Origin of the sequence: Amycolatopsis sp. NPDC051716, assembly GCF_040681595.1 — a bacterium.
Classification (GTDB): Bacteria; Actinomycetota; Actinomycetes; order Mycobacteriales; family Pseudonocardiaceae; genus Amycolatopsis.
This window is the reverse complement of sequence record NZ_JBFAZA010000080.1, coordinates 1-6,637: the sequence shown is the minus strand read 5'-3', so window position 1 is coordinate 6,637 and position 6,637 is coordinate 1. Positions and strand designations below refer to the sequence as shown.

Genomic DNA, 6,637 nt, shown 5'->3' with positions numbered 1-6,637 from the left:
CCAGCTCATCATACGACGGACGAACACCTTCCCCCACAACAAGATCATCCCACAGTCCCGTTCACAGCCCAGAAACGACCTGAACAGTCACGATCCCGGTCCGGCTCGCGCTCTATCAATAGCAGCCGGCCGGCGGTGCGGCAAGCAGCCCGATGATCGTCCGGCCGGTGCGCCACCGGCCTGCCTGCCGTGGCGTGCGTCGCGAAACTTTCGCAGTGGATCCTTTGGAGGCAAGCAATTATCGCGCTGCGGGGTACGGCGGCGGGGTGATCGAACACGTCTGTGCACGGCATTCCCGGAATGCTGAGCGTGCTCGATCGCCGGCGAAGCCGGCCACCGGGGCGCCGCCCGCCGACGCACGATCGCCGGCGGGCGCTTCGGTGATCGCCCGTTCAGGTCGCCACGCCGGTGGCCTCGTGCCGATGAAAGTTTCAGCGCGATCGGTCGATGGGTCGCGATCGAACCGAGACCTCCGAGCGCTCGCCAGAGCCGATCTGGGGCTGGTCCGTGTCACGGTCGTGATCACCGCATCGCAGGCATGTCCCCATGCGAACCGGGCACCGCCGGCTACACCCCAACCGAGCCGAAGCCGCACGGCTGTGGGTGCTGCCCGACGATCTGGTCGGGGCAGCGGCGCGCTGAGCAGTTCGGCGGCGAGTGCTCAACTGCACAAATTGTGCCGAGCGACCATACATGCGTTCCACCTGACAATACGGAGGCACCTGGAACGACCCTGTTGCGAATACTGCATCGAACTCGACGCCCACTTGTGCAGACAGATAATGTCGACCGTGAGCTCGGCATCGTCGGGCGGCGAACTCGGTCGCCGCGGCCAGACCTCGTTGTTCGGGTCGCCTCCTTCACCGCCGTGCTGTTCGACGTCTGGGGACGAACCTCCGCGAAGTCGGGGCTCGCGGCACTTCCGATCGCACTGTGGGAGCTCTCACTGGTCGTGTGGCTGATCGCCACGGGCTTCAAGCCCTCACCTGACGACGCGGGTGGAGCGATTGTTCGGAACAGGGTGGTGGGTCAACGGGGACCGACCTGGCGCAGGTACCTCGGTACCTGCGCCAAGTCGGTCCGCACCCGGACTACCGGCTCACACGCGCTGGAGGGCGAAGCGCTGGTTGGCACCGCCGCCCGGGGTCCACTGCGAGATGCGGGCGCCGTCGGCGGTCGACGTGTTGAACACGTCCATCGCCAGGCCGCTCTGGCGGTTGACCAGGCTCACCGTGCCGCCGCCCTGGTCCACCACGCGCCACTGCTGGCTCGCGGCGTTGGAATCGGGTTGCTGGCTGATGTCGGCGCCGGTGCTCGAACTCGCGACCTGCAACACCAGGCCGCTGTGCCGCGCCCGAATCCGGTAGTAGCCGCTACCGGAGTCGACGAAGTCGAACTGCTGGTTGAGCCCGCTGGACACCGACCACTGGATCAGCAGCGCGCCGGCCGCGGTGGACGCGCCGTTGATGTCCGCGGCCTTGCCGCTGTGCTGGGCCACCAGCCGGTAGTACACGCCGGTCTGCGGACCGCTGCCGCCGCCCGCCGTCTCCACCGGTCGCCGGGACAGCGCCAGGGCCTGGCCGACATCAGGCAGGGGCCGCAGCCGGTAGGTGTAGGAGTAGTCCCGGTTGGCGAACAGCTTGTACTGGTCCAGAGTCTGCGCGCCCCAGCTGTCGTTGCCGCCGACACCCATCTGGCGGTGGTTGAGCCGCAGCACGACCTCCGACCGCCGCGTCAACTGGTAGTCGTGCCGGGTACCGGTCGACAGGTCCTCCGGGGTGAGGTGCGACGCGTTCACCTCCAGCAGCGGTTCGCCGAACGCGAGCAGGCCACGGCCGCTGCCGTTGACCAACGCTGCCCACCGCACGTCGGTCTTGTTGCCGTTCTCCTGCGGCCGGATGTAACCGGTCCACTGCCCCGAGACGGTCGAGGAGTACACGCCGACGTCGGACCCGCTGTTGCGGTCCCAGTGGTTCTCCTCCGGCCCACGGCCGTAGTAGCGCACCTGCTCCAGGTCCGCGGGCAGGAACAGGATCGTGCCCACCTCCGGGATGTACGGCAGGCTGGTCGCCCCGGGGTGCAGGGTGTTGTCCACCTTGATCTCCCCGTTGCCGTACACCGTGTACGTCGTGGTGTACGTCGACGTGGTGCTGGTCGGCAGGGTGCCGGTGACCGCGATCCGGACGGCGCGGTCCGACGGCTTGCTGACGGAGAACCCGGTCACGGTCCGGTCCAGGCCGGCACGCCGCCAGGTGCCGTTGCGGCTGGGCTGGCCGTTGCCCCGGTCGTTGTCCGTGGGCGCGCGCCAGAAGTTCGGCACCGGGCCGGAGTTGACCAGCCGCACGCCCATCGCGTCGAACGAGCTGATCGTGCCGGTCGCCTTGGCGAAGACGACGGTGAAGTCCGTGCCCGCGACGGTGACGCGGTCGCTGGCCTCGGTGACCGTCAACGCCGGCACGTCCGCCACCGGCGTCGGCACGACGGGCGGGCTGGAGAAGTTCACCGGGAGCTGTTGCCGCGCCACCTCGTACCCCGCGTCGGCCCAGGCCGTGGTGGTCGTAAGGGTGAACGACAGTTCGAGGAAGTGCTCCTCTCCCGGCGCCGGGGCGGTCGGCCGCTGCACGGGCAGCTGCACGGTCTTGCTCGTCAACGGCGCGATGTCGAGCTGCGTGGCGGTGAGCGCTCCACTTTGGACGGCTGTGCCGTCGGCGACCAGCGCCCACCGGCCGGTGAACTCGTTGACGTTGGTGAACAGGTTCTCGTTGGTGATCTTGACGACCCCGCTGGTGACGTCCGCGCCCGCCGAGACGGTGATCGCCTGGTAGACCCGCTTGACCTCGGCCGCCTTGCCGGCCGGCCGCCGGTCCGCGGTGACGATGCCGTTGGCACAGAAGTTGCCGTCGTTGGGGTTGTCGCCCCAGTCGCCGCCGTACGCGAGGTAGGTCCCGCCGCCGCCTGACGGGATCGGCCGGCGCAGGCCTTGGTCGACGAAGTCCCAGATGTACCCGCCTTGCAGGACCGGATAGCGCCGGACGATGTCCCAGTACTCCTTGAAGTTGCCGTTGGAGTTGCCCATCGAGTGCGAGTACTCGATCATCACGTACGGGCGGGTGTCGGAGGTGTCCCTGGCGCGGCCCTCGACCGTGGACGGGCTCTCGTACATCCGGGACCGGATGTCGCTGACCTCGCGCCGGTTGTCGCCCTCGTAGTGGACGATCCGGGTCGGGTCGGCCGAGCGGATCGCGTTGCGCATCGTCACGAAGTTGCTGCCGCCGCCCGCCTCGTTGCCGAGCGACCAGATGACGACCGACGGGTGGTTCTTGTCGCGGTGGACCATCTGGACGGCCCGGTCCACGACGGCCGCGGTCCAGGCGGAGTTGGAGTCGGGGTAGTTGTCCCGCACGCCGTGGGTCTCCAGGTTGGCCTCGTCCATGACGTAGATGCCGTACTCGTCGGCGAGGTCGTACCACACCGCGTTGTTGGGGTAGTGCGAGGTGCGGACGGCGTTGATGTTGAGCCGCTTCATCAGCTTGATGTCGGTGACCATGTCCTCGCGGGTCAACGCCTGCCCGCGGTCGGGGTTCGTCTCGTGCCGGTTGGTGCCGCGCAACGACACGGGCTGACCGTTGATCCGCATCAGGCCGCCCGAGAGCGTGAACTCGCGGAAGCCGACCCGTGCCGACGCGGTCTGGGTGACCGCGCCGGACGGGTCGCGCAGTTGCAGCACGGCGGTGTAGAGGTTCGGGTGCTCGGCCGACCAGAGCTTCGGGCCCTGGACGGCCTGGGAACCCTGCGCCGCCGCGTCCTGCCCGACCGGCACCGCGCCCACGTTCACCGGTACCCGCAGGGGCGACGGCCAGACGGCCTGCCGGTTGGCGTCGTAGAGCTGGACCTCCACCGAGTACGTCCCCGACTGCTGCGCGCCGCGGTTGCGCACCGCGACCTTCACCGCCAGGTCGGCGTTGGTGTAGTTGTCCCGCAACGGGGTGGTGAGCGTGAAGTCGCGCAGGTGCACCGCGGGCACCGAGTACAGGAAGACCGGCCGGAAGATCCCGGACAGCCGGATCATGTCCTGGTCCTCCATCCAGTCCCCGTCCGGGAACCGGTAGACCTCGACCGCGACCAGGTTGGAGCCGGCCCGGACGTAGTCGGTGACGTCGAACTCGGCCGGCGTGTACGAGCCCTCGCGGTACCCGACCTTCGTTCCGTTGACCCACAGGTAGAACCCGGACTTGACGCCCTCGAAGTGCAGGTGGACCCGCCGCCCCTGCCAGGCGGCCGGGAGGTCGAACCGCCGGCGGTACTGGCCGACCGGGTTGAACCGCGTCGGCGCGAACGGCGGCTGGGCGTTCTCGTTCTGCCCGTTGGCGCCCCACCAGGGGTAGGTGAAGTTGGTGTAGATCGGGAAGTCGTAGCCGTGCTGCTGCCAGTTGGCGGGCACCGGAATGGTCGGCCAGGCGGTGTCGTCGACGTCGGTGCGGTGGAAGTTCAGGTCACGGTCGGCGGGCTTGGCGACGTGCTTGAACCGCCACGTCCCGGTGAGGTCGAGCCGGTACGGCGACGTGGTGCGGTCGGCGTCCAGCGCCTGCTGGAGGTCGGCGTACGGCATGGAGGTCGCGTGCGGCGGCTCCGAGTTGACCTCGAAGATCCCGATGTTGTTGTTCCATTCGGGGTAACCGTTGGGCGGGTCCACCCACGCCGCAGCGGCTTCGGGTGCCGCGCCGGGCGTGCCCGACGCGATCCCGCCCGGCAGGGCCACGGCCCCCAGAGCGGCGAGCCCCCCGCCGAGAACCGTGCGCCGGCGGACGGATCGTCCTTGGTCCTGCGGGTCGATCATCATCTCTCCCGTGAGTGCGTGGAACTGTGATGGCGGCGTCAGATCCGCAGCTTCCGCTGGTGGTTCAGTCCGAGCTGTGCTTCGACATCGCCCAACGCGGGCACCACCAGCGGCACCGGGATCGTCGGTGCGGGGTGGGTGCGAGGTTGCCGACCGCGCGACATCCGGCTGGGGCGCGGGCTCTTCAACGGTCGGGAACCCCGACCCGCTGATCGCAGTAGCTCGTGTTGTCGATGTGCAGGTACATCGCGTACATCCGGGTGGTGGCGTTGTAGATGACCTTGGGCCGTTCGACGATGCGGCTTCGGCCCGAGGCCGCCACTGGCCTGTTTCGCCAGCACGATCCCCTGGTGGGTCCAGTTCGCCAGATCGGTCGACATGTAGCAGGGGATGTCCCGGAAGGCGGTGTTCGCCGTCGTCTGGCCGGTCTTGTCCTCACCGAAGCCGTACCGGGTGGTGCCGACCTGGACGATGCCGAGGCCGTGCAACTGCAGCGCGCGACCGGCGGTGTCCGTACGCCGGGCTCCGAGGGTGAAGGTGCTCGCCGCCGCGTGGGGCCGCGCCGCCGGCACCAGCACCCCGGCCAGGACGACGAGCAGGGCGAGCGGCCGGTTCGCTTGGCACCTCGGAAACTGGTGCGGTGAGCTGGACATCGGTGCCCTCTCCACGGGAGCAGTCGGCGTCGAACCGGTTCGCTCGATGGGTTCGCCAGGATGGTACGGACCCGGTCGGCGGCAGGTCAACGACGTCTTGCGCCCGACAGCGGCAGGTGATCATCCGCCGGACGTCGCCGCAGCCCGGGGATCGCCAGGGATTCCTTGTGCCGTCTCGATATCGGCGAGCCTGATCGAGCCGATCCGGCAGCCACTCCCTGACGGCGAGACCGCGCAGGACGTGAAATTTACGCTGCAACCGAGCAGGCCGTCGAATCGGTTCGGAGGCGGCCGGTCACTGGTTGCGCAGCACGATCTCCAGGTTGTGCGCTACTTCCTCCGTCGGCGGGTCTGCGGCTCCGAACGCCTTCAGCTTGCCTGCGCTGGTGCTGCGCCCGACCGACAAGCAGACCGTCGAGCGGACGTTCGGCGCGATCCGGTCGCTGCTGTTCGAGGCGCTGCTAGGGCAACGAAGTGACGGCTGCAGGCCATCTATGTGTCCCGATATGATGCTGTCTACAGTGGCCCAGGCTGGTGAAATGTTATGGCGCAGGTATGGGTGCTCGGGTGATCCACCAACTGGTCGTTCCTCGACTTCACGTGATCTTCTCGGCTGTAGCCGGATCAGAACTCCTGGTCATGGCCGATCTTGCGATCGATAATCGCCCGAAGTATCAGCGTGATCTTTCGGTTGTGACCCGTGCTCAAGGCCCTGCGCGCACGGTGGCCTAGGGAGAAGCTGCATGTCATCGCGGACAACTTCTCCCCGCACCGGCACTCGAAGCTCCGTTCATGGTGCGCGGGCAACCAGGTCGAGTTGGTGTTCCTGCCGACCTACGGGTCGTGGTTGAACTGGCTCGAGGCCGAGTTCGCCGCCCTGCGGTACTTCGCGCTCGACGGGACCGACCACCGCAGCCATGGCGAGCAGTACGCCGCGATCGAGGCCTACATCCGGTGGCGTAACGCTCGCGCCCAGCCCAAGACTGGGTTCGCCACCGACTTACCGATCCGGACCTGGACGCATTACCCGACCAAGGTTGCGTGACGAGCCACTAGTAGCGTGTCGCGGCTAACTCTTGGGGTATAGGTGGCGGAGTTTGACGCGTGCGTCGTCGGTGGTGAACTGCCAGCGGACCTTGCGTTGCTC

General features: G+C 68.1%; 3 protein-coding genes. 1 reads left to right on the top strand and 2 read right to left on the bottom strand.

The window, feature by feature from the left end; genetic code table 11:
• Window positions 1-1,099: 1,099 nt before the first annotated feature.
• Window positions 1,100-4,837, bottom strand: coding sequence for a glycoside hydrolase family 2 TIM barrel-domain containing protein (locus AB0M30_RS47210; RefSeq protein ID WP_364599201.1), 3,738 nt, complete (start codon window positions 4,835-4,837; stop codon window positions 1,100-1,102).
• A 38-nt stretch (window positions 4,838-4,875) separates the two neighbouring features.
• Window positions 4,876-5,490: a hypothetical protein gene (locus AB0M30_RS47205; protein ID WP_364599198.1), complete on the bottom strand. Its 615-nt coding sequence runs from the start codon at window positions 5,488-5,490 to the stop codon at window positions 4,876-4,878.
• Window positions 5,491-6,190: 700 nt separating this feature from the next.
• Here AB0M30_RS47205 and AB0M30_RS47200 point away from each other — a divergent pair.
• Window positions 6,191-6,535: a transposase gene (locus tag AB0M30_RS47200; RefSeq protein WP_364599195.1), complete on the top strand. Its 345-nt coding sequence runs from the start codon at window positions 6,191-6,193 to the stop codon at window positions 6,533-6,535.
• Window positions 6,536-6,637 lie beyond the last annotated feature (102 nt).